The 23,833-nt window shown below is 50.6% G+C and carries 21 protein-coding genes; 11 read left to right on the forward strand and 10 right to left on the reverse strand.

Features of this window, described 5'->3' with window-relative positions; translation table 11 throughout:
• Positions 1–69: 69 nt before the first annotated feature.
• Together ACVA53_RS08370 and acnB are read left to right on the forward strand one after the other, a co-directional pair.
• On the forward strand, positions 70–2,382 hold the full coding sequence (locus tag ACVA53_RS08370; protein ID WP_255040822.1) for a patatin-like phospholipase family protein: 2,313 nt from the start codon (positions 70–72) through the stop codon (positions 2,380–2,382).
• 274 nt (positions 2,383–2,656) lie between these two features.
• Positions 2,657–5,254, forward strand: a complete 2,598-nt coding sequence (acnB, locus tag ACVA53_RS08375) for a bifunctional aconitate hydratase 2/2-methylisocitrate dehydratase (protein ID WP_446504879.1) — start codon at positions 2,657–2,659, stop codon at positions 5,252–5,254.
• A gap of 67 nt (positions 5,255–5,321) precedes the next feature.
• Here the strand turns inward: acnB and ACVA53_RS08380 are convergent, their stop codons facing one another.
• From ACVA53_RS08380 to ACVA53_RS08395, 4 genes are all read right to left on the reverse strand, one after another.
• Positions 5,322–5,783, reverse strand: a complete 462-nt coding sequence (locus ACVA53_RS08380) for a DoxX family protein (RefSeq protein ID WP_446504880.1) — start codon at positions 5,781–5,783, stop codon at positions 5,322–5,324.
• Between the two features lie 267 nt (positions 5,784–6,050).
• Positions 6,051–7,187: a glycerate kinase gene (locus tag ACVA53_RS08385; protein WP_446504881.1), complete on the reverse strand. Its 1,137-nt coding sequence runs from the start codon at positions 7,185–7,187 to the stop codon at positions 6,051–6,053.
• Between the two features lie 12 nt (positions 7,188–7,199).
• Positions 7,200–8,465 carry a GntP family permease gene (locus ACVA53_RS08390; RefSeq protein ID WP_255040826.1) on the reverse strand — a complete coding sequence of 422 codons (1,266 nt, stop codon included), beginning with the start codon at positions 8,463–8,465 and terminating at the stop codon, positions 7,200–7,202.
• Positions 8,466–8,624: 159 nt separating this feature from the next.
• Positions 8,625–9,761, reverse strand: a complete 1,137-nt coding sequence (locus ACVA53_RS08395) for a sugar diacid recognition domain-containing protein (protein ID WP_446504882.1) — start codon at positions 9,759–9,761, stop codon at positions 8,625–8,627.
• A 118-nt stretch (positions 9,762–9,879) separates the two neighbouring features.
• Here ACVA53_RS08395 and ACVA53_RS08400 point away from each other — a divergent pair, with 118 nt between their 5' ends.
• From ACVA53_RS08400 to ACVA53_RS08425, 6 genes are all read left to right on the forward strand, one after another.
• On the forward strand, positions 9,880–10,248 hold the full coding sequence (locus ACVA53_RS08400) for a YacL family protein (protein ID WP_255040828.1): 369 nt from the start codon (positions 9,880–9,882) through the stop codon (positions 10,246–10,248).
• A 192-nt stretch (positions 10,249–10,440) separates the two neighbouring features.
• Positions 10,441–10,779 (forward strand): P-II family nitrogen regulator, encoded by a 339-nt coding sequence (locus ACVA53_RS08405; RefSeq protein ID WP_255040829.1) that lies wholly within the window; start codon positions 10,441–10,443, stop codon positions 10,777–10,779.
• Between the two features lie 25 nt (positions 10,780–10,804).
• Positions 10,805–12,034 carry an ammonium transporter gene (locus tag ACVA53_RS08410; RefSeq protein ID WP_255040830.1) on the forward strand — a complete coding sequence of 410 codons (1,230 nt, stop codon included), beginning with the start codon at positions 10,805–10,807 and terminating at the stop codon, positions 12,032–12,034.
• Positions 12,035–12,201: 167 nt separating this feature from the next.
• Positions 12,202–13,215 (forward strand): Fe(3+) ABC transporter substrate-binding protein, encoded by a 1,014-nt coding sequence (locus ACVA53_RS08415; RefSeq protein WP_255040831.1) that lies wholly within the window; start codon positions 12,202–12,204, stop codon positions 13,213–13,215.
• A 183-nt stretch (positions 13,216–13,398) separates the two neighbouring features.
• Positions 13,399–15,027, forward strand: coding sequence for an ABC transporter permease (locus ACVA53_RS08420; protein WP_446504883.1), 1,629 nt, complete (start codon positions 13,399–13,401; stop codon positions 15,025–15,027).
• Positions 15,027–16,061 (forward strand): ABC transporter ATP-binding protein, encoded by a 1,035-nt coding sequence (locus tag ACVA53_RS08425; protein ID WP_255040833.1) that lies wholly within the window; start codon positions 15,027–15,029, stop codon positions 16,059–16,061. Before ACVA53_RS08420 ends, ACVA53_RS08425 begins: the two co-directional genes overlap by 1 nt.
• A gap of 66 nt (positions 16,062–16,127) precedes the next feature.
• Here the strand turns inward: ACVA53_RS08425 and ACVA53_RS08430 are convergent, their stop codons facing one another.
• Positions 16,128–16,718: a TetR/AcrR family transcriptional regulator gene (locus ACVA53_RS08430; protein ID WP_255040834.1), complete on the reverse strand. Its 591-nt coding sequence runs from the start codon at positions 16,716–16,718 to the stop codon at positions 16,128–16,130.
• Between the two features lie 223 nt (positions 16,719–16,941).
• Here ACVA53_RS08430 and hpt point away from each other — a divergent pair, with 223 nt between their 5' ends.
• Positions 16,942–17,475: a hypoxanthine phosphoribosyltransferase gene (gene hpt, locus ACVA53_RS08435; RefSeq protein ID WP_255040835.1), complete on the forward strand. Its 534-nt coding sequence runs from the start codon at positions 16,942–16,944 to the stop codon at positions 17,473–17,475.
• 74 nt (positions 17,476–17,549) lie between these two features.
• On the opposite strand, the gene can is transcribed toward hpt, so the two are convergent.
• Entirely contained in the window at positions 17,550–18,203 is a 654-nt protein-coding gene (gene can, locus ACVA53_RS08440) for a carbonate dehydratase (protein WP_255040836.1), read from the reverse strand.
• 197 nt (positions 18,204–18,400) lie between these two features.
• Between can and ACVA53_RS08445 the strand changes: the two genes are divergently transcribed.
• The gene (locus ACVA53_RS08445; protein ID WP_255040837.1) at positions 18,401–19,333 is read left to right on the forward strand and encodes an ABC transporter ATP-binding protein; all 933 of its coding nucleotides are present in this window, start codon (positions 18,401–18,403) and stop codon (positions 19,331–19,333) included.
• Complete coding sequence (locus ACVA53_RS08450) at positions 19,330–20,100, forward strand: ABC transporter permease (RefSeq protein WP_255040838.1); 771 nt, start codon at positions 19,330–19,332, stop codon at positions 20,098–20,100. The genes ACVA53_RS08445 and ACVA53_RS08450 overlap by 4 nt, the downstream gene beginning before the upstream one ends.
• A 72-nt stretch (positions 20,101–20,172) precedes the next feature.
• On the opposite strand, the gene panC is transcribed toward ACVA53_RS08450, so the two are convergent.
• Genes panC through pcnB form a run of 4 tightly spaced genes read right to left on the reverse strand, consistent with a single transcriptional unit; the run spans position 20,173 to position 23,733 of the window.
• Positions 20,173–21,051, reverse strand: a complete 879-nt coding sequence (gene panC / locus ACVA53_RS08455; protein WP_446504884.1) for a pantoate--beta-alanine ligase — start codon at positions 21,049–21,051, stop codon at positions 20,173–20,175.
• A gap of 9 nt (positions 21,052–21,060) precedes the next feature.
• Entirely contained in the window at positions 21,061–21,855 is a 795-nt protein-coding gene (gene panB, locus ACVA53_RS08460; RefSeq protein WP_446504885.1) for a 3-methyl-2-oxobutanoate hydroxymethyltransferase, read from the reverse strand.
• A 28-nt stretch (positions 21,856–21,883) separates the two neighbouring features.
• On the reverse strand, positions 21,884–22,369 hold the full coding sequence (gene folK / locus ACVA53_RS08465; protein ID WP_255040841.1) for a 2-amino-4-hydroxy-6-hydroxymethyldihydropteridine diphosphokinase: 486 nt from the start codon (positions 22,367–22,369) through the stop codon (positions 21,884–21,886).
• Positions 22,366–23,733 carry a polynucleotide adenylyltransferase PcnB gene (pcnB, locus tag ACVA53_RS08470; protein WP_373689538.1) on the reverse strand — a complete coding sequence of 456 codons (1,368 nt, stop codon included), beginning with the start codon at positions 23,731–23,733 and terminating at the stop codon, positions 22,366–22,368. The genes folK and pcnB overlap by 4 nt, the downstream gene beginning before the upstream one ends.
• Positions 23,734–23,833: the final 100 nt, after the last annotated feature.

Here is a 23,833-nt window from a genome sequence, read left to right on the forward strand (position 1 = left end):
TTAACGTCACAGTCTTTATAGTTTTGTCTGAAAATGTGAACCTAGCGTGCGTTCACGGAATAAGTAGCCATGACTCAAGAACAGCCATTTGTGGCAACTCACAGTGTGTTTTGCTATCTGCAGTACTGTTATAGAACTTTAGTGCTAAGCGTCACACTTTTGTGCGTGTTCAGTGTCCCTTTTGCTTCCATAGCATTTGCCGAGCAGCGGCCGAAGATCGGTGTCGTGCTGGGCGGTGGCGGTGCCAAGGGCGCAGCGCACATCGGGGTGCTCAAGGCGCTGGAGGATCTGCAGATCCCGGTCGATTACATTGCCGGAACCAGTATGGGCGCCTATGTCGGTGGCCTTTATGCGACCGGGATGAGCGCTGATGAGATTGAGGCGTTGCTGACCAGTGTTGACTGGGAGCAGGGCTATCAAGATCGGGTCATGCGCGGTGATCGCCGGGTTAGGGAAAAGCAGCAAGAAGATCGTTATCAAATCACGAGTGAGCTGGGTTTTGGGTTTTGGGAGCTGAAAGCACCGAGGGGGATTGTCCAGGGGCAGACCATGGGGGCGATTCTACGCTCGACCTCCGGCAATTTACCGGTATTTGATAGTTTTGATCAGTTGGTGATCCCCTACCGTGCGGTCGCTACGGATATTGAGAACCTTGAGCCAGTGGTACTTGATAAAGGCGACTTAGCCGAGGTGATGCAGGCCAGTATGTCAATTCCCGGTTTACTGCCGCCCAAGGAGGTAAAGGGCAAGCTATTGGTTGATGGTGGGATCACCGATAACCTGCCGATTGAGGTGGTCCGCAACATGGGAGCGGATATCATTATTGCGGTTGATATCAGTAACGAATTCAAAAAACGCGATGAGCTGAATACTTATTTTGCCGTCATGGATCAGCTGACGGACTTTATGGTTCGCTATAACGCTGACCGCCAGATTGCCTTGTTATCAGATAAAGACTTCCTTATTCGACCTAATATCCGCGGCATTAACACTGCTGATTTTGCCCGTATGCCGCTGGCTTTCGAGAGCGGTTATGTTGAGGTGATGGCTATGGCTGATGAGTTAAATCACCTTGGCCGCAGTACTTGGTTCCAGGATTACGTCGATAATAAACAGAAGCGCCGTCGCCATCTGGTGCCGCTTGATGAACGGGTGGTCGATGAAATCCGGTTGGAAAATAACAGTAGCTATGCCGATGGTGTACTGCTTGATCGCTTGGAGCTGGAAGCTGGCAAGGCAATTAGCTCGGAGGAGTTGGACGCGAGTGTAAGTAGTTTATATGCCCTCGACCGTTTTGAGCGGGTCGATTACCGCATTGAAAAAATTGACGGTGAGAATGTCATTTTACTCAATGTGGAGGAGAAAAGTTGGGGGCCAAACTTCATCGACTTCCGTTTTGCCCTTGAAGATGATTTTGAAAACAGTACTGATTACTCCTTTGGTATGGCGTTCAATGTCACCGGGCTTAGCCGCGCTGGGGCTGAGTGGCGCACCGAGCTGGAATATGGCTCGGACAAGCGTATTGCGACGGGGCTATACCTGCCTTTTGTCAAAGATCATGACTGGTTTTCCTTGATAACGGCTGAGTATAAAAATACCGATTACAATATTCCCTTATTTGGGGAAGAGCCTGCTTTAGAAGATATTGATATATTCATTCCTGCAAATTATACCGATACCATTTTTGATGCTTCGTTCGGTTGGCAACCAAAGCTGTGGCAAGAGTTCAGGATGGGAATGCGTTATATCAGCGGGGAAACGGAGGTATTGGGTTTTCCAAACTTCGGGGTTGATAAGCGTAAGAGTCAGGTTGGCTATATCCGTTACAGCCTAGATACATTGGATGACTTTATGCTGCCCAAGCAAGGTAACCTGCTTGAACTCGAGTTGGCCGCATCGGATGACAAAAGTCGTTTCGATGGGAGTGAGTTTGATGATTTTTCTGTGCATTTTGATATGAACTGGAAGGGAGCGGTGACCTATGGTGACCATACCTTCATGGGCAAGGCAGAATACGGCCGGGTGAGTTCGGACTTTGACCTGCGGCTCGATCCTAAAGAGCTGGGCGGCTTCCTTAATTTGTCCGGGATCCCGAAAAACAGCTTATCGGGCAACAACAAAATATTCACCGCTGCCATTTATCGCTATAACCTGACGGAGCAGGACTTTGGCTTGTTCAAATCCTCGGTCTTCTTCGGTGGCTCAGTGGAATACGGCGGGGTCTATAACAATTCCGATCTGAATTTCAAGGATGTCCCGCTCTATACTGCAGGCAGCCTGTACTCGGGGATCACCACGCCCGTCGGTCCGCTTATCTTGGCTTATGGCCGTACCGAACAGTCAAATCATGCGTTTTATGTCTTTTTTGGCGGGGCGTTGTAGTGTAATAAGCTGAAATAAGGGCGAAAAAAATCTGGTTGGGTCAACACTTCCTTACATTTATTCAAAACTTTTGAATGTTGTGAAAAACGACTGGATTTTAATATTACGTTAAATCTGGTATGCTCGGTAGACGGTTTTGGTCTCCGTTGGCTGAAATAGTAACATTTCCTATGTGACCGAAGGAGTAACACTGCCTTCAAGGATGCTAACGGCAGATCAATCACTTCCAAGGATGTTTGGCCAGTGCGGCCAAACCTAAAATGAGGAATATGTCGTGCTTGAAGCCTACCGTAAACACGTCGAAGAACGTGCTGCAGAAGGAGTTGTTCCAAAGCCGCTCGATGCTGAGCAAGTTGCCGCTTTGATTGAATTACTGAAGACCCCACCGGCAGGTGAGGACGCCTTTCTGCTAGATCTGCTGGAAAATCGTATTCCCCCTGGTGTTGATGAAGCGGCCTACGTTAAGGCTGGATTTCTTGCGGCATTGACTAAAGGTGAAGCGCAGTCCCCAATCGTCAGCAAGGAAAAAGCTGCAGAGTTGTTGGGTACGATGCAAGGTGGTTACAACATTGAGCCGCTGATTGCACTGCTTGACGATGATGCTCTGGCCCCGATTGCGGTTAAGACGTTGTCCCATACTCTACTGATGTTCGATGCCTTCTATGACGTCGAAGAGAAAGCGAAAGCCGGCAATGTATTTGCCAAGCAGGTGATCCAATCTTGGGCGGATGCCGAGTGGTTCCTGTCCAAGCCTGAGCTGGCAGAAAAAATCACCCTGACCGTATTCAAAGTGACTGGCGAAACCAATACCGATGATCTGTCACCGGCACCGGATGCGTGGTCGCGTCCTGATATCCCGCTACATGCCTTGGCGATGTTGAAGAACGAACGCGAAGGTATCGAACCTGATCAGCCGGGCTCGATTGGCCCTATCAAGCAGATCGAAGCACTGAAAGCGAAAGGTCATCAGCTGGTTTATGTCGGCGATGTTGTTGGTACCGGCTCATCACGTAAGTCGGCGACTAACTCGGTGCTTTGGTTCATGGGTGACGATATCCCTAATGTACCTAACAAGCGTGCTGGTGGTTATGTCCTGGGCGGTAAGATTGCGCCAATCTTTTTCAATACCATGGAAGATGCGGGTGCGCTGCCGATTGAAGTGGATGTCACCGCGCTGAACATGGGCGATGTGATTGATGTCTACCCGTTCAAGGGTGAAGTACGCCGCTATGGAAGTGATGATGTTGTATCGACGTTTGAGCTGAAAACCGATGTGCTGATTGACGAAGTGCGTGCTGGTGGCCGTATTCCACTGATCATTGGCCGCGGCCTTACAGATCGGGCCCGCCAATCACTGGGCCTACCATCATCTGATGTGTTCCGCCGTCCTGTTGCGGTTGAAGATTCAGGCAAAGGGTATACCTTGGCCCAGAAGATGGTGGGTAAAGCCTGCGGTGTCGAGGGTATTCGTCCTGGGACGTACTGTGAGCCGAAAATGACAACGGTAGGCTCACAAGATACCACCGGCCCAATGACCCGTGATGAACTAAAAGATCTGGCGTGTCTTGGTTTTTCGGCTGAATTGACCATGCAGTCGTTCTGTCACACTTCGGCCTACCCTAAGCCGATTGATGTGAACACCCACCATACCTTGCCTGATTTCATCATGAACCGCGGTGGCGTGTCGTTACGCCCGGGTGACGGTGTTATTCACTCATGGCTGAACCGTATGCTGCTGCCTGATACCGTGGGTACAGGTGGTGACTCACACACCCGTTTCCCTCTGGGCATTTCGTTCCCGGCAGGCTCTGGTCTGGTCGCATTTGCTGCCGCAACCGGGGTGATGCCGCTTGATATGCCAGAATCTATTTTGGTGCGCTTCAAGGGTGAGATGCAAGAAGGGATCACCCTACGTGACTTGGTGCATGCCATCCCTTATTACGCGATCCAGCAAGGTCTGTTGACGGTAGAGAAAGCCGGTAAGATCAACGAATTCTCTGGCCGTGTACTGGAAATCGAAGGTGTTGAGCACCTAACGGTAGAGCAGGCATTTGAGCTTTCTGATGCGTCAGCCGAGCGCAGTGCTGCAGGCTGTACGGTGAAGTTGTCGCAAGAGTCGATTGCTGAGTACTTGAACTCTAACATCGTGATGCTTAAGTGGATGATTGCCGAAGGTTACGGCGACCGCCGTACTATCGAGCGTCGTATCACGGCAATGGAAGCGTGGTTGACGAACCCTGAGTTGATGGAAGCAGATAACGATGCCGAGTACACGCATGTTATCGAAATCGACCTGGCAGAGATCAACCAGCCTATCTTGTGTGCACCAAACGATCCGGATGATGCACGTCTGCTTTCTGATGTGCAGGGGACAGCGATTGATGAAGTGTTCATCGGTTCGTGTATGACCAACATCGGTCACTTCCGTGCGGCAGGTAAACTGCTTGAGAAGTTCGGTGGTCAGCTTGATACCCGCCTGTGGGTGGCTCCGCCGACCAAGATGGATAGAGATCAGCTTACCGAAGAAGGCTACTACGGAATCTTCGGTCGCGCTGGCGTACGTATCGAAACCCCAGGTTGTTCATTGTGTATGGGTAACCAGGCCCGTGTCGCTGACAAGGCAACGGTGATGTCGACATCGACCCGTAACTTCCCGAACCGTTTGGGTACTGGTGCCAATGTTTACCTGTCTTCTGCTGAACTCGCAGCGGTCGGTGCTATTCTTGGCCGTATTCCAACCAAGGAAGAGTACCTTGAGTACGCCAAGCAAATTGATGCGACGGCAGCGGATACCTACCGTTACCTCAACTTCCACCGTATGGAACAGTACACCAAGAAAGCCGATGATGTAATCATCCAGCAACCGGCCTAAGGGTAAACTGCTACGAATAAAAACGCCTCCAGTTGGAGGCGTTTTTTATGGTATCAAGAATAAAGGTTTAAGCCGTTTTCTCTTTCGCCAATGCCTTGGCTTTACGGCGCTTGCTGAGCCACAAGTGCTCAAGACCGATACGGCCACCGCCTTGTATCATCAGGGTGAGGTAAACCAGTGAATAGATAAAGGCTAGCTCTGCATCCGCCCAGCCTTTTAGCATACCTACCGCATAGGCTGCCGTCCCCATAGTAAATAGCAATACCAAAGCGCTGATACGGGTGAGTATACCCAGCATCAGTGCAATAGAACCAAGCACTTCGGCTAGCATTGCCAACACCAGGCTTGGGGCAGAGCCAATGCCGAACGGGTCGATAAAAGTAGGGGCTAGCTCACTGAAGTTCATTAATTTGCCAACGCCGTGGGTCAGCATCGCCCCGCCGATGGCCAAACGGAGCAACAGCAGTAGCAGGTCTTCGATACGGTGAGATCCGTTTCGACCGGATAGGAGAGCAAGTAGTTTGTCCATGACAGGATCCTTCATGAGAAAAAGAGTAGCTTGTCCTATTAGACTACGAGGGAGATGACCCTAATCTGAATGACACGGATCAATGTGTGGTTCTGTGAGGAAGCTAACACCTTTGGGTTAGGCACGTGGCGATGGGCGATAGGCTAGAGGAGATATAACTCCCGTAAAGTCGACAAGGCTCGTCCATCTGGTACGGGAAGCAGGCACAAACAGAAAAGCCGATACAGATGTACCGGCCTTTGATATTCGTTTGCTACTCTGATTGGACTAGCGTTTGCTTACAGTCAGCATGGCGGCAACGTTGCGAGCGGTCATCTCGACGTTGAATGCCGCTTCATCCATGGCGGTTTGAAGATCCATCGCGCGCGGCGTAACACTGAATACCGCATCGATACCGTGGTCGTAGACCGCGTCGCAATCGTCGGCCAGACAACCAGCGATACCGATCACTGGGATATGGAAGCGCTTGGCGGTACGGGCAACACCGATTGGCGTTTTGCCATGGACCGTCTGGCTGTCGATGCGGCCTTCACCGGTGATCACCAAATCAGCATCCGCGCACACATCCAGTAGGTTTACCGCATCCATCACAATGTCGATACCTGGACGCAGGCTCGCATCCAACAGGCCAAGCAAGGCGGCACCAAGACCACCTGCAGCACCGGCACCGGCCATGTCTTTTACATCACGGCTTAGCTGGGATTTGATGATACCAGCGTAGTGGGCCAGGTTCGCATCAAGCTGCTCGACCATTTGTGGTGTTGCACCTTTTTGTGGGCCGAAGATATGCGATGCGCCTTTCGGGCCGCATAGTGGGTTGTCGACATCACAGGCGACTTCCAGCTTTACGGTCGCTAGGCGAGGGTCAAGGTTGGTTTTGTCGATGGTGGCAATACGGGCCAGCTCAGCGCCGCCAAAACCTATCTCTTCATTGTTTTCGTCCAGCAGACGGATACCCAGCGCTTGTGCCATACCGATACCGCCGTCGTTGGTGGCACTGCCGCCGATACCAACGATGATGTGCTCGACGCCGTTGTCCAGCGCCGCTTTGATCAGCTCACCGGTCCCGAAAGTGGTGGTTTTCAGCGGATTGCGCAGCTCTGGCGCGACCAGGTGCAGGCCTGAGGCTGCTGCCATTTCGATGATTGCTGTGCGACCATTGCCCATCACACCATAGAAACCGTCTACCAGCTCGCCCAGCGGGCCAGTTACAGATTGCTCGATGATAGAGCCGTTAGTGGCATCAACCAGAGATTGAACAGTGCCTTCGCCACCGTCAGCCATTGGTAATTTGTGGTATTCGGCTTCCGGTAGGACTTGGCGGAAACCCGCTTCGATAGCCGTTGCCACTTCCATGGCCGTCAAACTTTCTTTGTATGAATCTGGGGCAATAATAATTTTCATGGCGATAAATCCTTAAACGAAGAAACCGAAAACACCGAAGATGAGGGTAGAGACGACGGCAATCATCAGGCCGACAGCTGACTCGTAAGGGATCAGCTTGAGGCGCTCTTTGATATCCATATGAACGGCGCCACCTGTGGCATGGAAGAAGCTGCCGTGTGGCATGTGATCCATAACAGTGGCGCCAGCGTGGATCATCGCGGCACCAGCCAGCGCAGGTACGCCCAGCTCAAGGATGGTGTGGCTAAATACGCTAGAGGCAACCGCCGTACCGGCAGTAGTGGAAGCCGTTGCCAGTGCCATCATCGAGCCTGAAATAGGTGCGAGCAGATAAGACGGCAGCCCAGAGGCTGTGAGTAGATCAATCAGACCGTCTTTCAGGCCAGAGTTGGCAATGATGCCTGCCAGAGTACCGGTACCCAGAAGCATAACGGCAACCGGTGCCATACGGGTCAGGCCGGACACGGCAAAGTGGTTGGTATCACGGAAGCGGCCCATGATCACTGCACCGGCCAAGCCACCTAGCGGCAGGGCGATCAGTGGGTCAACATTGATCCCGGCAATAGGGCGCAGCGCCAATAGGGCGATTGCGATAAGTGGCGCGACAATGGCTGCTCCGAATTTCGGTAGGCGACTATGGTCGACGGCGACAACTTCGTGCTCGGCGACTTTGCTGCCACGGTTAACCAGTTTTTTTGCAATGAAGTAAGCGAACGCCATACCGCACAGGCCAGGGATCACGCCAGCTGCCATTACTGACGTTAGCGGGACATTGAAGGCATCGGCCGCGGCAATCGCATTGGGGTTGGGTGACATGATGTTACCGGCTTTACCGCCACCGACCATGGCCAGCAAGATAGCCATTTTCGACAGATCGGCACGGCGTGCAATCGCCAGTGCGATTGGGGCCACAGTGATAACCGCGACGTCAACGAATACGCCGACTGCAGTAAGGATCATCGTAGCGACGGCCAGTGCCAGCAGGGCACGGGTCTCGCCGACTTTCTTGACGATGGTTTCAGCGATAGAAGTCGCTGCACCAGACTCAATTAACACACCGGCAAGGACACCGGCAGCTAAGATTCGCAGTACTGCGGTAACAATGCCCTGGGCACCGCCGATCATCAGGTTAACGGTATCGGTCAGCGATACGCCACCGATAATACCACCGACGAGGGCACCGATGATCATGCCGTAGGCGGGTGGGACTTTTTTCAGGATCAGGCTAATGGCCACTACCAGTGCTGCCAGAGCACCCAGTGTTGATACTTCTACCATGTTCTATTCCACGTCAAAATTAAAAAAGAAAAAAAGAAAATTCCTAACTGCGGTGGAATGTACTCGGGCAAGCGGCTTTTGGCTTTAGGCGAGATGACGAAAAATCATCACCTCAGGTTTGATTTTTTGTGCAGCTGCACAGTTTGGTGGTTTTTTAAACTAGCATGAAAGGGCGAGATACAACCGGGTTTTGTCAGGTAAGCTATTGAAATTTATCTTTGTTATCTTCTCGATACGATCAATCCGGTAACGCAGGGTATTGCGGTGAATATGGAGCATTTCGCATGTTTGAGCTAAATCACAATTCTGAGCAAAAAATACCTTAAGGGTCTTGAGCAGGGTCCCTTTAGGATCATTAGCCTTGAGATCGTCGAGTGGTTTGACCAATTGCTCGTAGCGCCAAGGGTCGTCTTTGAGCCCGCTGAGGAGTACAGGCAGCAGGTGATCTTGGTAGAACAAGACATCCCCGCCGTTTTTACCGGCCTTGAGGGTTGCCTGGGCCGTTTGGAACGAGCGTGATAACCCCGGTAGACCGGGAAAGTAGTCACCAAGGGCGATCTGGATTGAGAAGTGGCTTTCCTTGGCAACCCGGCGCATCAGCTTGTTGATCCGTTTTTCCTCGATATCCCGTGACCATCCCGCATCTTCTAGGGTGATGGGTTTTAGCACCACTATCTCATTGAGCGACACCGAATGGATTCCGACCAGGTTGTCGCGCTCAGGGTATTCGAGTAGGTGCACCATTTTTTGCAGGTGTTCGAGTGATAGTGACTCGCCTTCTGCAGGGAGTACCTTGACCAAGGCGGCTATGCGTGGTTGGGCCAGATCCAGATCGAGCTTCTGGGCAATGGAGAGCAGTTGGGTATCATTGAGCTCGGTGCCTTTGATCAGCTGCAATACCAACTCTTCGCGGTGACGTTTGTTCCACTGCACCTGAGACATCAAGGCTTCTTGTTCGACGATCAGCTCGGCAGTCATTTTGACCAGTTCGCCATAGTTACGCACTTGATCTGGCGTGCCGGAAACCCCTACCACACCTATAATTTGGTCGCGGAAGACGATAGGCAGGTTAATACCGGGCTTTACCCCTTTGAGTTGCAGTGCGGTACCGGGATCAATTTCGACTACCCGGTTGTCAGTGATAGCGAGTACAGCGCCTTCATGGCGCTGGTTGAGGCGACTGGGATCGCCAGAGCCAATGATCCGGCCATATTCGTCCATCACATTGACCGAATAATGGATGATTTTCATCGTCCGCTCGACGATTTGTCGGGCAATGGTCGCATTGAGTTGCATTTTTGTGTCAGATCCTGAAAATGTGCGCTCTTGCGCGAAGAGGCGGGTTCATTACCCTGCTTCAGTCGAGTTTACCATCATTGCACTTTAGATCACTGACATCACACAGAGGATAGCTATGGATTACGATTTTAAAAAGAATACCCTGGACGGTAGCTATCATGCGGTTTTCTCTATGGGGCATGAAGCTCTTGGGCGCTGGCTGTTGGAAGAGATCGGCAAGGACTTTGACAAGATGGACACCGTGATGTCCCAGCTTGGTGCACTGAAAAACAGCACTCAGGAATGGCGCATTATTGGCGACGAGTTAACCCTGACTTTGCAGGACAATGAAGCTGTGGTTCAAGCTAATTACTTGTTTTCAGAAGATGATGCGGAGCTGGAAGACAACATGGACTTTTATGATGAAGAGGCTGTGGCGGTATGCGGTTTTGAGGACTTTGCACAGGTTTTGACGGCATGGCGCGGATTCGTTACCCGTTTTTGAGTCAACCAGCTTGGTTGAGGAGCTTATTGCTTCATTTCGGTGAAAAGGCTGCACTATTACGGTGCGGCCTTTTTTGTATCAAAGTCACACCATTATATAAGCCGTTGAAAATAAAGAATTAAAAAAGTTGGCACGTTGCTTGTTTATTATTGAACTGTGATTGAGAAGGAATTCCGTTTTGAGGAGCAGGCAATGAAAGTGATCAACGCAATAATCAAACCATTTAAGTTGGACGATGTACGTGAAGCGCTAGCGGATGTTGGGGTTGAGGGAATGACGGTTTCCGAGGTGAAGGGATTCGGTCGCCAGAAAGGCCACACCGAGTTGTACCGTGGGGCAGAGTACCAAGTGGACTTCCTACCAAAAGTTAAGCTGGAAATTGCGACTCAGGCAGAAAATCTAGAGGCTATTATCGATGCCATTTCAAAGGCAGCCCAGACCGGCAAGATTGGTGATGGAAAGATTTTTGTTTACGACCTAGACCATGCAGTACGTATTCGTACCGGTGAAACGGATTTAGAAGCTTTATAAGAATTAAGCGTAGGGGACGAAGATTATGGAACTAGCAACAACTGTAAGTGAGCTGCGTTATGCACTCGACACTTTTTACTTCTTGATTTCTGGTGCGCTGGTCATGTGGATGGCCGCGGGCTTTGCCATGCTGGAAGCAGGTTTGGTGCGCTCTAAGAACACCACTGAAATTTTAACCAAAAACTTCTGCTTGTATGCCATCGCTTGTACTATGTACCTGATTGTCGGTTACAACATTATGTACGTTGATAACGGCGAAGGGGGTTGGATCCCTTCCATTGGTGCCCTGATTGGTACACAGGCTGAAGGGGCTGATCACTCACTGGAATCTGATTTCTTCTTCCAGGTGGTATTTGTGGCAACGGCGATGTCTGTTGTTTCCGGCGCAGTTGCCGAGCGTATGAAGCTGTGGTCATTCCTCATTTTCTCAGTCATTTTGACAGGCTTCATCTATCCGCTAGAAGGTTACTGGACCTGGGGCGGCGGCTTCCTGGCTGAAGCGGGCTTCAGCGACTTTGCTGGCTCAGGTATCGTCCACATGGCCGGTGCAGCAGCAGCTTTGTCGGGTGTCTTGCTACTGGGTGCTCGTAAGGGTAAATATGGCAAAAACGGCTCTATTCACCCAATCCCGGGCTCAAACATGCCGTTGGCTACTCTGGGTACCTTCATTCTGTGGCTGGGCTGGTTCGGCTTCAACGGTGGTTCGCAGTTGATGGTGTCTGACTTTGAAAATGCTACGGCTGTTGGCCAGATCTTCCTGAACACCAACGCTGCCGCTGCCGCTGGCGCAATTGCTGCACTGGCTGTGTGTAAGACTACATGGGGTAAGGCTGACTTGACCATGATCCTCAACGGTGCACTGGCTGGTCTGGTCGCGATTACCGCCGACCCACTATCTCCATCACCAATGGCTTCAGTTATTATCGGTGTGGTCGCAGGTGCGCTAGTGGTGTTTAGCATTATTGGCTTGGACAAGATCAAGATTGATGATCCAGTTGGTGCTATCTCGGTTCACGGTGTGTGTGGCTTCCTTGGTTTGATGGTTGTACCTTTCAGCAACGCTGATGCGACATTTGGTGCACAGCTGCTAGGGGCTGCAGTTATCTTTGGCTGGGTATTTGCTGCAAGCTTGGCGGTATGGGCAGTACTGAAGTACACCGTTGGTATCCGAGTGACCGAAGAAGAAGAGCTGGCGGGTATGGATCTTCACGATTGTGGTATCGATGCTTACCCAGAGTTTGTCAGTGTGAAATAAGTAACATATATTTAGTTCACAACTTTAAGAAAACGCTGTCAATTGGCAGCGTTTTTTTGTTTGTTAATGTCACAAGCCATTGCTTTAAAAGTAGGCTACATTATAATTACACCTCATTGAGAAGTATTATCATTACATTTTGCGTTTACTTTAAGGGAAGGATCACAATGAAAAAGCTGTTGGCATCGGCAATTCTATTGGGCTTAGCGGCTCCACAAGCGGCTATCGCAGCGGAAGAAGTCAATGTTTACTCTTACCGCCAGCCATTCTTGGTCGAGCCTATGTTCAAAGAGTTTACGGCTGAAACCGGTATTAAAGTAAACGTGAAGTTTGCAAAAGAAGGTTTGGCGGAAAAGCTACAGCAAGAAGGCCAGTACAGTCCTGCCGATGTGGTTTTGACAACAGACATTAGCCGCCTGGTAGAGCTTTCTGACAAAGAGCTTGTACAAGCTGTTGACAGCAAAGTGATTGATGCCAATGTCCCTGCACACTTCCGCGACAACGAAGACGAGTGGTTTGCCCTGACGCTACGTACCCGTAACGTGTACTCATCGCGTGATCGTGTTGGCCGCCTGCCTGCGGACTTTGATTATACCGACCTTGCCAACCCTGAGTGGAAAGGCAAAATCTGTACTCGTTCAGGTAAGCACCCGTACAACATTTCTTTAGTTTCTTCGATGGTTGCTCACTACGGTGAAGCAGAAACCAAAGCGTGGCTAGAAGGCTTTAAAGCAAACCTAGCTCGTAAGCCACAGGGTAATGACCGTGCACAAGTTAAAGCGGTGAAAGAGGGTCTGTGTGATCTGGCGGTCGGTAACAGCTACTACCTGGGTAAGATGGTTAACGACGAGAAGCAGAAGTCTTGGGCTGAAGCGGTATACATCAACTTCCCTGGCCAGAAAAGCAATGGGACCCACGTAAACGTAAGCGGCATGGCCATGGCGAAATACGCGCCTAACCAGGAAAATGCCCAGAAACTGATGGAATTCCTGACTGGTGACAAAGCACAGCAGATGTACGCGGAAGTCAACTATGAATACCCGGTGAAAGAAGGCGTAAACCGTTCGGAGCTGGTGGCATCTTGGGGTGACTTCAACGCTGATGATGTCTCACTAGACAAAGTTGCGGAGTACCACAGCACAGCAATCAAACTGCTAGACGAAGTGAAGTTTGATCTGTAATTGGTTACAAAAAGTGGGGCGTAATGCCCCATTTATTGCATAAGGCTAAGTACTTTTTCCAATAAGTTGTGGTAGTTTTTCCCTTCCTGTAGCAAGGTTTTCCCCCTGTGTCGGGAAGGCTTACTGAAGGTCGTATTATTCGGTGCCACATCTTGATTGCAAAAGGTACTTAAGTAGTAAGCAATGAAAGAAAAATATCTCTTTTGGCGAACCAGCGGCTGGGGCTTTTCCCTGCTGCTGGTTTTGCCTATTCTGGCCATTTTTTACACCGCCCTCGGTGAGACTGATGACGTCTTTTCCCACTTGATGGGAACTGTGATGCCGACCTATGCCGCCAATACTTTCTTGTTGGTCACAGGTACGATGTTATTGGCACTGCTATTCGGTTTACCGTCAGCCTGGATCATGGCGATGTGCCGACTCCCTGGTGAGAAGGTGCTGCAGTGGTCATTGGTACTGCCGCTCGCCATGCCGGGGTATATCATCGGTTATATCTACACCGACTGGTTCGATTTTGCCGGCCCTGTTCAGATCTTGCTGCGCGATATCTTTGGCTGGCAAACCATTCATGATTACTGGTTCCCGAATATCCGCTCGCTCGGTGGCGCATGCTTGGTATTGGCACTGGTGCTCTATCCTTATATTTACTTGCTGGCCCGTGCTGCCTTCATGGAGCAAAGTACTAGCTTGCTGCAATCGGCTCGCCTGCTTAAATGTAGTCCGTGGGACAGTTTCCGCCGCATCTCTTTGCCGTTGGCACGCCCATCGATAGCGGTTGGTTTGTCGCTGGTTGCAATGGAAACGCTGGGGGATTTCGGTACCGTTAGCTATTTCGCTGTCAACACCCTGACTACGGCGGTTTATGATACGTGGCTTGGCTACTCGAACCTCAATGCTGCGGCAAAAATCTCGGCGATTATGCTGCTGGTGATTTTTGTTTTGATCAGCGCGGAGCGTTTCAGCCGCCGTAAGCAGAAAATGTTCCAGCAGGAATTCGAACATGGCGATGATATTCGCTATACCCTTTCTGGCTGGAAAAAGTGGGCGGCGCTGAGCTGGTGTTGGGGCTTGATTGGTTTTGCCTTCCTAATGCCGCTGATGCAGCTGAGTTACTATGCTTGGCATTACTTTGGTGACAGCTGGACTAGCCAGTTCCAGCAGTACAGTATCAATAGCTTGAAAGTGTCTCTTATTGTCGCTGTTCTGGCCGTAGCCCTGGCGCTAATTGTAAACTTTTATCGCCGTCTGGATGGTCGAGGTATTACTGTTGTGCCGACCCGTATTTCCTCACTGGGCTATGCAGTACCGGGTACGGTGCTGGCTATTGGGGTGATGATCCCGTTGACCAGCGCTGATCATCTTCTCAATGATTTTACTATTGCCAATGGACTTGGTCGCCCAGGGCTGATTTTTTCCGGCACCATGTTTGCCATTGTCTTTGCTTTTGTGGTGCGCTTTGCTGCTGTGGCTGTTGGTAGTATTGAAAGCAGTCTGGCCAAGATCCCGCCTTCTCTCGATATGGCCTCCAAGACCATGGGGTATGCCTCAATGGCGATGCTGCGCCGGGTTCATTTGCCGTTGATCCGTCGTGGTTGCCTGATTGCGGGGTTGTTGGTGTTCATTGAGTCGATGAAAGAACTTAATGCGGCGCTATTGTTACGCCCGTTTAACTTCGAGACCTTGGCAACCTATGTTTATAATTTCGCATCTGATGAGCAGCTTGAACTGGCTGCCTTGCCGGCGATCCTACTGGTCATTGTTGGCTTGATCCCACTGGTGATGGTTAACCGTTCTTTGGAGCAGAAACACTGATGAGTCACGCATTATCTGTTAAAGACCTAACCTGTAAATATCATGGTCAGGCGGTATTGGAAAACCTCTCATTGCCGGTAAAAGACAATGAGATTGTCTGCCTGCTAGGCGCCAGTGGTTGTGGCAAAACAACGCTGCTCAAGGCTATCGCCGGCCTGCTGCCATTGGAAAGCGGGGTCATTCATATCAATGGCCGTATTATTGCCGATGAGCATACGTGGTTGCCGCCGGAGAAGCGAAACATCGGTATGATCTTCCAGGACTATGCGTTGTTCCCGCACCTGACGGTAGCGGAAAATATCGCCTTTGGCCTGCGTGATTGGAGTAAGGCGAAAGTGGCTGCCAAGATCCAGCAGATGTTAGAGCTGGTTCGCTTGACTGGACTTGATAGCCGTTATCCGCACCAGTTATCCGGTGGTCAGCAGCAGCGTGTTGCTATTGCCCGGGCATTGGCTTGCGAACCGGATTTGATCTTGCTGGATGAACCGTTCTCCAATATCGATACCCAAGTGCGCCACGGTTTGATCAAAGAGATCCGCCGTATTTTCAAGGCACAGGGAGTCACGGCAATTTTCGTTACCCACAGCCGTGAAGAGGCGTTTGCCTTTGCCGACCGCATGGCGGTCATGAACAACGGGGTGATTGAGCAGTTTGGTAGCGCAACGGAGCTTTACTACCGTCCAAGCAGTCGCTTTGTGGCAGAGTTTCTTGGTACCGGCTCTTACCTGCCGGTGACACTTGCGGGCGGTAATACCTTGTCGACGCCGTTCGGCGCGATTAACGTCAACAGCACGCCTGCTAGCAATGGTGATGCTGAGTGGCTGCTTCGCCCGCAGAACCTCAAGGTACAACCGGCAGACGACGGGGCTGGGGTGATTACCGAGCAACTGTTTATGGGAGATATCTGCCGCTATACGGTCGAATTCCAAGGCCACAGCCTGATTGTCAATTCACACCTTATCTTGCAGATTGGCGAGAGAGTTGCAGTCACTCTGGAGCCGCATGAGCCAGTGGTGTTTGCGGCGGCAAGTTAGCTCAACTAGTTTTTCTCATTGGCAGTACAAAATACAAGGCCGGTCTTATGACTGGCCTTGTTTGTGTTACTTTTTGAGTAGCGCTTTAATGTGGCTAGTTGCTAAAGCCTGCATTTCTTCTCGTTCAGGGTTGATATTAGCTTGCAAGTAGAGGACATAGCATAAGCCCTGGAATTGCCATGCACGATCGCAGGCAGAAAGATCATCTGAGAGGTTTGCTTGTTCGAAGTATTCGGTAACTTTGGTGAAATGATCCTTGTTGCTACTGACAAAATGGGGCCAGATCTCCTCGCGGACAGAAGTGCTCCACTCGAACCATACTTTTATCCAGTCTTGCTGATCTATTACCTCATCAATAAGGTGGTAGCAAACCTCGGTGAGCTGTTTTTCTAGTGGTTGCCCACTGGTAAAGCTGTCGGCCATCATCACTTTGAAGCGTTGCTCTACTTGGGTCAACACCTCTTCGACCAAGGCTTCACGGGTTGGGAAATAGTTGAAAACAGTGGCAACTGAAACGTTGGCCATGTCGGCGATATCTGCATGGCCCGCTCGGCCGATGCCGCGTCTTGCAAAAACATCCAAGGCAAAGTTGAGAAGCTGTTCTTTGCGTTTCTCTGGGGATAGACGAGTCCTTGTTTTTTTCGCGAACGTATCCATGTCGATGATTCCTAGCTCAATTGTCATTATTTTGATTGTGATTAGTTCTGCTTGTAACTTTACAGTAGCAACCATTTATATTCAATCGTGTTTTATTCATTATGTATCATATGATTGACAGGGGCGATAAAATAACTATTACTTTTTAGTGGTGATAGAATAAGGCTCCGTTTTTACCGCAAGCCGACAGGCGGCTGATTGAGCCGTACTGATGGAGATAAAGATGAAACATACCATTGAAGTAATGATTTCTGAGCAGGACGTTCAGGCACGTGTATTGGAGCTGGGAAAGCAAATTACTGAACATTATAAAGATTCAAAAGATCTTGTGATGGTGGGCCTATTGCGTGGCTCGTTTGTATTTATGGCTGATCTGGCTCGTGCGATTGAACTTCCACACGAAGTCGACTTCATGACTGCATCAAGCTATGGCAATACCATGGAAAGTAACCGTGATGTCCGTATCCTTAAAGATCTGGATGATGATATCAAGGGCAAGGACGTACTGTTAGTTGAGGATATTATCGATACTGGTAATACCTTGACCAAGGTACGTGAGATCCTGTCGTTGCGTGAGCCAAATTCGATTGAGATATGCACCCTGCTCGATAAGCCGGAGCGCCGTGAAGTGCACGTTGACGTTAAGTGGGTTGGTTTCGAAATCCCTGACGAGTTTGTGGTGGGTGTCGGTATCGACTACGCACAGAAATACCGCCACTTGCCTTTTATCGGCAAGGTTATCCCACAAGAAGACTAAACGTTTGAGCTTGTAGGGTATGAAAAAAGCGACTGCATGGCAGTCGCTTTTTTATGTTTAAAGGACCACTTATTTTACCCTTTGCTAGGTAGAAGCTCAGCCATTGCAGCTTGGTAGGCAACTTCCAGTGATTCGCGGCTAGTTGCCGTGACCCCTAGGTCACTCAGTACCCCATCGTTGATACCGTAGATCCAGCCATGGATTTTGATTTGCTGGCCGCGTTCCCACGCCTGTTGCATGATGGTCGAATTACCGAGGTTGTAAACTTGACTGGCAACGTTGATCTCGCACAATTTGTTGTCCCACTCCTCGCGTGGTAGTTGGCCTAAGTCAGAGCGGTGCTTCATGTAAAGATCGCGGATATGCAGTAGCCAGTTGTTGATAAGGCCAAGCTGTGGGTTCTCGATAGCGGCAGTGACACCGCCACAGCCATAGTGGCCACAAACGATGATATGGCGAACTTTCAGTACATCAACCGCGTACTGAACCACGGATAGACAGTTGAGATCGGTGTGGATCACTTGGTTGGCGACGTTACGGTGAACAAAGAGTTCGCCGGAGTCTAATCCGGTTAGGCGTTCGGCGGGAACGCGGCTGTCGGCACAGCCGATCCAGAGGTACTCGGGATGTTGGGCTTCCGCAAGGTGGCTGAAGAACTCAGGCTTTTCTTCCTTAATGTTTTCTGACCAAGCTACGTTATTTGCGAATAGCTGTTTAATATCTGCCATGATGATGCCTTTCTCTGATATTTTATACCCACAGTACAGGGAAGCTCCCTGAATCCTGAGGAAAAACAATTTACATAGGTATCAGTCCTGTAGAAGTTCTGAGAACTATGTAAACCGGCTTAACTATACACAAGCTGGTTGAATAGCAAATCGGAGTAGTTGTCCGAAGAAAGTTTCTAACATTAAGATCGCATTTTATGAACGCTTTGGAAATAAAAAACTTAAACAAAACCTATAAAGGTGGCGTTAATGCACTGAAAAATATGAGCCTATGTGTTAAGCAAGGCGATTTTTTTGCTTTGCTAGGCCCAAACGGGGCTGGTAAATCAACCACAATTGGCGTGATCAGTTCATTAGTGAATAAAACCTCGGGTGAGGTGAAAGTGTTTGGCTATGATCTGGATACTCAACTGGTCGAGGCCAAGAAGCAACTGGGGTTGGTGCCGCAGGAATTTAACTTCAACCAATTTGAGACGGTCGAGCAGATCGTGATTAACCAAGCTGGTTACTACGGGGTGGAAAAGGCATTGGCTAAGGAGAGGGCGAAGAAATACCTCTCTCAGCTGGATCTGTGGGGTAAGCGCAAAGAACGTGCCCGTAACCTTTCTGGTGGGATGAAACGCCGCCTGATGATTGCTCGTGCATTGATGCACGAGCCGCGCTTGCTGATCCTTGATGAGCCAACCGCTGGCGTGGATATCGAGTTGCGTCGTTCGATGTGGGAGTTTTTGCGTGAAATCAACCGTGAAGGGGTGACGATTATTCTTACCACCCATTATCTCGAAGAAGCAGAAATGCTATGCCGCAATATCGGCATTATTAACCACGGTGAACTGATCGAGAATACCTCGATGAAAGCACTGCTTGGCAAGTTGGAGGTCGAAACCTTCATTCTGGATGTCAAACTGAACGGCAATAAGCCTGTGCTCGAAGGCATGGGCTGGAAATTGCCGGATAACCACACTTTGGAAGTTGATATCAACAAAGGGGACAGCCTCAATCATGTGTTTACCCAGCTGACCGAGCAGGGGATTGATGTTATCTCAATGCGCAATAAGGCTAACCGCCTTGAGGAGCTGTTTGTTACTTTGGTCAGTAATAGCAAGAACAAGCAAGGAGCCCAATCATGAACCGGCAGTATTGGATCGCATTTAAAAGCCTTATCACCAAAGAAGTGAACCGCTTTGCCCGGATCTGGGTACAGACCATGGTGCCACCCGCCATTACCATGACCTTGTATTTTGTTATTTTCGGTAACCTGATCGGCAGCCGTATCGGGGAGATGGGCGGTTTTAGCTACATGGAGTATATCGTTCCCGGCCTGATCATGATGTCGGTGATCACCAACTCATACTCTAACGTGGCCTCATCGTTCTTCAGTGCCAAGTTCCAGCATAATATCGAAGAATTGTTGGTGGCACCGGTTCCCAACTACATCATCATTGCCGGTTTTGTCGGTGGTGGGGTACTGCGTGGTCTTGGGGTAGGCGTTATTGTCTCGGTGGTCTCTTTGCTGTTTGTCGACCTGCAGATTGCGCACTTTGGTGTGGTAGTCGCAACGGTACTGATGACATCGGTGGTCTTCTCATTGGGTGGCTTGATCAATGCTGTGTTTGCCAAAACCTTTGATGATATCAGTATTATTCCAACCTTTGTCTTAACGCCTTTGACCTATCTCGGTGGTGTGTTTTATTCACTGAGTTTGTTACCGGAGTTCTGGCAAGGTGTCTCCAAGCTGAATCCGATAGTCTATATGGTCAATGCGTTCCGCTATGGCTTCCTAGGTGTGTCAGATGTCGGTATCGGTACATCTTTCGCGGTACTGGGGGTCTTCACTGCTATTCTGTATAGCTTGTGTTACTACTTGATCTCGCGCGGTATTGGCCTGCGTTCGTAACTGGCGAGCTAAAAGTAAAAAATAAAAATCCCGGCACTAGCCGGGATTTTTTATGGCGGTGGCAAAGGAAGGTTACTCTTCTGTTGCTGACGCCGTTGCGGTATTGAGCTCAACCACTTGGTTGTCGATAAGGCGGGCTTTACCGAGGAAGGCTGACATCAAGATCACTGCTTGCTGGGTGTCTTCGCTAACAGGCTGTAGGCTGACAGCATCGCGGATATAGACTTCATCCGGTTGTAATCCAGCTGCGCGCAACTGGTCATTGGCATCCATTACGATTTCAGCGTAATCGGTGCGGCCACCGCGCATTTGGCTGCTGATCCAGCGCATGGTGCGGGCCAGTACTGGTGCACGCTGACGCTCGTCGACGGTCAGGTAGCCGTTGCGTGAACTCATGGCTAGACCATCCATCTCTCGAACGGTAGCTACGCCAACAACGTCAATGTCCATCGCAAGGTCGATCACCATCTGGCGGATCAGAGCCAGTTGCTGGTAGTCCTTCTCACCAAAGCAGGCGATATCTGGCTGAACAATATTGAACAGCTTGGCTACAACCGTCGAGACGCCACGGAAGTGACTTGGGCGCAATGCACCTTCAAGCATGGTGGATAGCCCTGGTACTTCTACAAAAGTTTGGCGATCCAGGCCTTCTGGGTACATGTTGCCGGGCGTCGGTGTAAAGACCAACTCCACCCCTTCACTGTTCAGCTTGGCTAGATCGTCTTCCAGCGTACGCGGGTAGTTGTCGAGATCGTCTGCCTTGTCGAACTGCATCGGATTGACAAAAATGCTAACCACGACCACATCTGCCAATTCACGGGCCTTGCGTACCAGTGTCAGGTGGCCTTCATGCAGGTTTCCCATTGTCGGTACGAAAGCAATCCGGCGGCCTTCACGGCGCCAGCTTCGGATTTGCTCTCGGATCGGGGCAATCTCGGCGAATGTTTGCATTTTTATTCCTTATTCAAAGGTATGTTCTGGGCCCGGGAAGGTTCCGGCCTCGACATCTTCTAGGTATTTGGTAACGGCTGCACGCATCTCGCCGGTTTCTGCCAGGTAATTTTTGGAGAAACGGGGCATATAGTTTGCTGAGATCCCGAACATATCGTGCATCACCAGGATCTGACCATCGGTCACATTACCTGCACCAATGCCAATAACGGGTACTTCAACGGCCTTGGTGATGCGTTCTGCCAAGCTGGCCGGTACGCATTCGAGCAAGATGAACTGTGCACCCGCATTTTTCAGCAGGATAGCATCTTTTACCATCTGCTCAGCGTGGTCGGAGTCACGTCCTTGCACTTTGTAGCCGCCAAAAATATTGACAGATTGAGGGGTTAGCCCCAAATGCGCACAGACTGGTACAGCGCGTTCGGTCAATTTGGTCACGGTTTCAGCGAGCCAGGCACCGCCTTCCAGCTTGACCATGTTGGCACCGGCACGCATCAAGGTGGCGGCATTTTCACAGGCTTGCTCAGGTGTGGCGTAGCTCATAAATGGCATATCAGCCATCAGTAACGAATTCGGGCTGCCAGCACGAACACTTCGGGTGTGGTAAGCGATATCATCAACCGTTACCGGCAAGGTGTCTGGCTTGCCTTGCAGTACCATACCCAAGGAGTCACCGACCAGCATAACTGGGACGCCTTGTTGTTCGAACAGCTGGGAAAAGCTGGCATCGTACGCGGTAACTGAGGCAAATTTACGACCTTCCTGCTTCCATTTCATCAGGTCGTTGATAGTGATCTTTTTCATGTGTTCTCCCTTTGGTCCTGAGAAACGGTTACTGAGACCAGATGCCCAGCCCGTTGCGGTCTACCTGCTCCAGCAGTGTTTGTAGCGGGGTGTGATCCGGCAGTACCAACTCAGGGGCAATTTCAGCGAGTGGGTATAATACAAACTCGCGAACTTTCATTCCGTAGTGCGGTACCGTAAGGCGCTCGCAGTGATGTTCAAGGTCGCCATAAAGGACAATATCAAGATCTAGCGTACGTGGCCCCCAGCGCTCAGCCTTGCGGACACGACCGTGCTCTTGCTCGATAGACTGGGTACAGTCGAGCAGAGCCAATGGGCTGAGTTCGGTTTCGACAGCGATGACAGCATTGATGTAATCTGGCTGATCCTGTGGTCCCATCGGGGTGCTGCTGTAGAGCGAGGACACGGCGATCACATTGAGATCGGGGTGCTGCTTGAGCACCTCGATCGCACTGTTGGCCTGGGCGACAGGATCGGACAGGTTACTGCCGATCGCAATGTAGGCTTGGATCATGATGATTTAGCCTGTGGCTTCTTGCGGCGCTGCGGACGACGGCGGCGGCGCGGTGCACCTGTACCACCCTCGTTGATTTCCTGGACCATCTGATGTCGCAGGTTGCGCTCACCGTGTTGGAATTGATCCCACCACTTAGCGAGCTCGGCAATCTCTTCGCTTTCGAAGTTACCGCGCATTTCCAAGAAGTCGAAGGCAGCCCGGAATTTCGGGTGCTCCATCATCTTGAAGGCTCGCTTGCCGTTACGGCGGCTGAAGCGAGTCTGCTGCTGCCAGATATCACGGATAGTGGTCGTAAAGCGACGTGGGATCGCAATGCTTTTGACCTGCTCATCGAGAATATCATTTGCTGCCACCATGAAGGCATCATAGTAGGCAAGGCCGCTGGTAAAGGCGACTTCTTCGGCGCGGGTAACCAGCGGATACCACAGCATGGCTGCGAACATGAAGGCTGGGTTTACGCGTTTTCCGTCGGCGATACGCTTGTCGGTCGCCGTCAGAATGTGCTCGATCATCTGCTCTGTTTGGCTGCTGTGATCTTCGGTAAAGTGCTCGCTTAGTAGCGGGAACAGTTGCTGGAACAAGTTGTATTCGCGTAACAACTTGTAGGTAGCAAGGCCATCACCGGACTGAAGCAACTTGAGGCTTTCTTCGAACAAGCGGGCGGCTGGAATATCCTGCAGCAAGGTTGATAGTTGATTGATCGGGTCAGCGGTGGCTGGCTCAATGGTCATATCTAGCTTGGCAGCAAAGCGAACCGCGCGGAGCATTCGTACCGGATCTTCCCGGTAGCGGGTTTCAGGATCACCGATCAGGCGGACAATGCGGTTATCGAGATCTTCGACCCCGTTGACATAATCGGCAACGGTAAAATCCTTGATGCTGTAATACAAAGCATTGATCGTGAAATCACGGCGCTCGGCATCTTCTTCGATGGTGCCGTAGACATTGTCACGTAACAGCATGCCTTCTTGGCTCTGGGCTGAGACCTGTTTCTTGTCTTTCAGGCTTGGTTTTGCATCTGCATGGTGGCCACGGAAGGTTGCCACCTCGATAACATCACGGCCAAACAGGATATGAGCCAAGCGGAAACGGCGGCCAATCAGGCGGCAGTTACGAAATAGCTGCTTGATCTCTTCCGGCGTAGCATTGGTGGCAATGTCGAAGTCTTTAGGTTGTTTGTCCAACAGGATATCGCGAACACCACCACCGACCAGATAGGCGTCATACCCGGCTTTATTTAGGCGGTAAAGGACCTTCAGCGCATTTTCGCTGATATCTTTACGTGAAATACCGTGCTCTTGGCGCTGATAAACTTGCAAGGCGAGTTCCTCATGGTCGAGATCACTTGCGTCTCGATTCAGTACCTTACGGCAAAAGCTGGCGACTCGATTAAAGATAATACACCTCATTTATGTGGTTCGGATTCAACAAACAGCCGCATATCATATATCACAGCAGCTC

This window comes from Photobacterium sp. DNB23_23_1, from assembly GCF_052873815.1.

Bases quoted from the DNA above. Each gene is read 5' to 3' on its own strand.
- ACVA53_RS08370 (WP_255040822.1), top strand. From the start codon at position 70: ATGACTCAAGAACAGCCATTTGTGGCAACTCACAGTGTGTTTTGCTAT.
- ACVA53_RS08380 (WP_446504880.1), bottom strand. From the start codon at position 5,783: ATGGACAAACTACTTGCTCTCCTATCCGGTCGAAACGGATCTCACCGT.
- ACVA53_RS08385 (WP_446504881.1), bottom strand. From the start codon at position 7,187: ATGAAAATTATTATTGCCCCAGATTCATACAAAGAAAGTTTGACGGCC.
- ACVA53_RS08390 (WP_255040826.1), bottom strand. From the start codon at position 8,465: ATGGTAGAAGTATCAACACTGGGTGCTCTGGCAGCACTGGTAGTGGCC.
- ACVA53_RS08395 (WP_446504882.1), bottom strand. From the start codon at position 9,761: ATGCAACTCAATGCGACCATTGCCCGACAAATCGTCGAGCGGACGATG.
- ACVA53_RS08400 (WP_255040828.1), top strand. From the start codon at position 9,880: ATGGATTACGATTTTAAAAAGAATACCCTGGACGGTAGCTATCATGCG.
- ACVA53_RS08405 (WP_255040829.1), top strand. From the start codon at position 10,441: ATGAAAGTGATCAACGCAATAATCAAACCATTTAAGTTGGACGATGTA.
- ACVA53_RS08410 (WP_255040830.1), top strand. From the start codon at position 10,805: ATGGAACTAGCAACAACTGTAAGTGAGCTGCGTTATGCACTCGACACT.
- ACVA53_RS08415 (WP_255040831.1), top strand. From the start codon at position 12,202: ATGAAAAAGCTGTTGGCATCGGCAATTCTATTGGGCTTAGCGGCTCCA.
- ACVA53_RS08420 (WP_446504883.1), top strand. From the start codon at position 13,399: ATGAAAGAAAAATATCTCTTTTGGCGAACCAGCGGCTGGGGCTTTTCC.
- ACVA53_RS08425 (WP_255040833.1), top strand. From the start codon at position 15,027: ATGAGTCACGCATTATCTGTTAAAGACCTAACCTGTAAATATCATGGT.
- ACVA53_RS08430 (WP_255040834.1), bottom strand. From the start codon at position 16,718: ATGGATACGTTCGCGAAAAAAACAAGGACTCGTCTATCCCCAGAGAAA.
- hpt (WP_255040835.1), top strand. From the start codon at position 16,942: ATGAAACATACCATTGAAGTAATGATTTCTGAGCAGGACGTTCAGGCA.
- can (WP_255040836.1), bottom strand. From the start codon at position 18,203: ATGGCAGATATTAAACAGCTATTCGCAAATAACGTAGCTTGGTCAGAA.
- ACVA53_RS08445 (WP_255040837.1), top strand. From the start codon at position 18,401: ATGAACGCTTTGGAAATAAAAAACTTAAACAAAACCTATAAAGGTGGC.
- ACVA53_RS08450 (WP_255040838.1), top strand. From the start codon at position 19,330: ATGAACCGGCAGTATTGGATCGCATTTAAAAGCCTTATCACCAAAGAA.
- panC (WP_446504884.1), bottom strand. From the start codon at position 21,051: ATGCAAACATTCGCCGAGATTGCCCCGATCCGAGAGCAAATCCGAAGC.
- panB (WP_446504885.1), bottom strand. From the start codon at position 21,855: ATGAAAAAGATCACTATCAACGACCTGATGAAATGGAAGCAGGAAGGT.
- folK (WP_255040841.1), bottom strand. From the start codon at position 22,369: ATGATCCAAGCCTACATTGCGATCGGCAGTAACCTGTCCGATCCTGTC.